This is a genomic window from Rossellomorea sp. NPDC077527, assembly GCF_044542955.1.
GTDB classification, from domain to species: domain Bacteria; phylum Bacillota; class Bacilli; order Bacillales; family Bacillaceae_B; genus Rossellomorea; species Rossellomorea aquimaris_E.
Genome location: NZ_JBITVL010000021.1, coordinates 1 through 1501, shown reverse-complemented (window position 1 = coordinate 1501; position 1501 = coordinate 1). Strand labels below are relative to the sequence as shown.

Annotated in this window: 1 protein-coding gene; it reads right to left on the bottom strand. The window is 60.1% G+C overall.

What is annotated here, in order from left to right; all coding sequences use genetic code 11:
* Nucleotides 1-110 precede the first annotated feature (110 nt).
* A complete protein-coding gene (locus ACIGG7_RS23705) occupies nucleotides 111-1082 on the bottom strand; it encodes an IS110 family RNA-guided transposase (RefSeq protein ID WP_397551182.1) in 972 nt (323 codons plus the stop codon).
* Nucleotides 1083-1501: the final 419 nt, after the last annotated feature.

The window sequence follows — 1501 nt, the reverse complement described above, 5'->3', positions numbered from 1 at the left end:
CGAGCCCTACCCGCGAAGATCTGCTACGCAGCTGAAAACTTCGCGAGCAAGCTCGATCCTACATCCGCAGTCCAAGCCCCACGCTGTACCTGTAGATACCGTCTTGCCCCTTAGTGCGCAATGGCGAGTCTGGGGTCGAAAGGTTGCCCTGACTTGAGCACGCCATAAGCGATGCTCAACAGCTTTCGCATGGCGGCGCAGACAATCTGCTTGCCGCTCTTGCCTTTGGCCTTCAGGCGGTCACGCAGCGCACTGATCGCGGGGTTGCGCTTGAGTGAGCAGACCGCCGGCATATACAACCCGGCGCGCAGACGAGAGGAGCCTGTGCGCGAGATGCGCGCCTGCCCCCTGTAGACACCTGACTCCTGCAATTGCGGGTTCAGTCCGGCGAAGGCGGTCAAGGCGCGGCTGCCGGCGAACCGTAAGGGATCGCCCAGCTCGGCCAACAGCAGGGCGGCCGTCTTGTCACCGATGCCATCGATGCTGGTCAGCAAGTCACGCTGGCCGCGAAGGTCAGGGTCGTCATCGATGTGCTGTTTGATTGCTCTGATCGTCTCGGCGATCTGTAGATCCACATGCTGCAGGACCGACTGGATGGAGTCGTGCACGCTGGTGTCTGCGACCTCCAAGCGGTTGCGCTCCATCTGTTGGATCTCCTGCAGATCCTCCAGACGGCGCACCAGAGCTCTCAGGCGCCGAAGGGCCCGCGATTCGGGCTGCCAGGCACGTAGCTCGTCCTGGTGCCGCTCGCCGTAAGCCGCGATCAGCTTGGCGTCTACCTTGTCGGTTTTCACTCGCTGCAGTTGGCTGCGCGCGTAATAGGCCACCTGGGCTGGATTCAGGACACAGACCCGGTAGCCCTTGTCATGTAGCCACTCGGCTAGGGCTTCATGATAAACACCGGTCGCCTCCATCAGAATCCACGCCTGGGGCTCGCTGTGCTTGAGCAGCCATTGGTGCAGAGTCTCGAAACCCGCCTCACGATTGGCGAGCTTGGCTTTGGTGCGGTACTTACCGTTAGCCTGGCAAGTGGCGATGTCGAATGTGTGCTTGGCAATATCGATGCCGACGACACTGGGCATGGGATGCTCCTTCTGCTGATCCAATGATCATCACTGCACCCGGCTCAACCTTGTTGATGCGAGCTCATGCCATAGGCGGGCTCTGGATACCGTTCGAGCTGTACGAGTGAGTGTGGAAGGCTGGAGCACTATCTACGTTGCAGGCTCAAGGCCTTGGAGCGAGCTCGGCTTCCTGACCTTCCCCCGATGATCAGTCGGGGACTATTGCCCACAATGAGGCAGCAGTCGAGATACAAGGAGCGAGCTTGCTCGCGAAAGGCTTGGCTGCGGAGGCTCCGACGAAACGATGAATCTGCAATAGTTCTTGAAGGACTCCGTGCCGATCGAGCCCTACCCGCGAAGATCTGCTACGCAGCTGAAAACTTCGCGAGCAAGCTCGATCCTACATCCGCAGTCCAAGCCCCACGCTGTACCTGTAG

What these genes read in the sequence shown, in the direction of transcription:
- ACIGG7_RS23705 (WP_397551182.1), bottom strand. Translation starts at nt 1,082, where the DNA reads ATGCCCAGTGTCGTCGGCATCGATATTGCCAAGCACACATTCGACATC.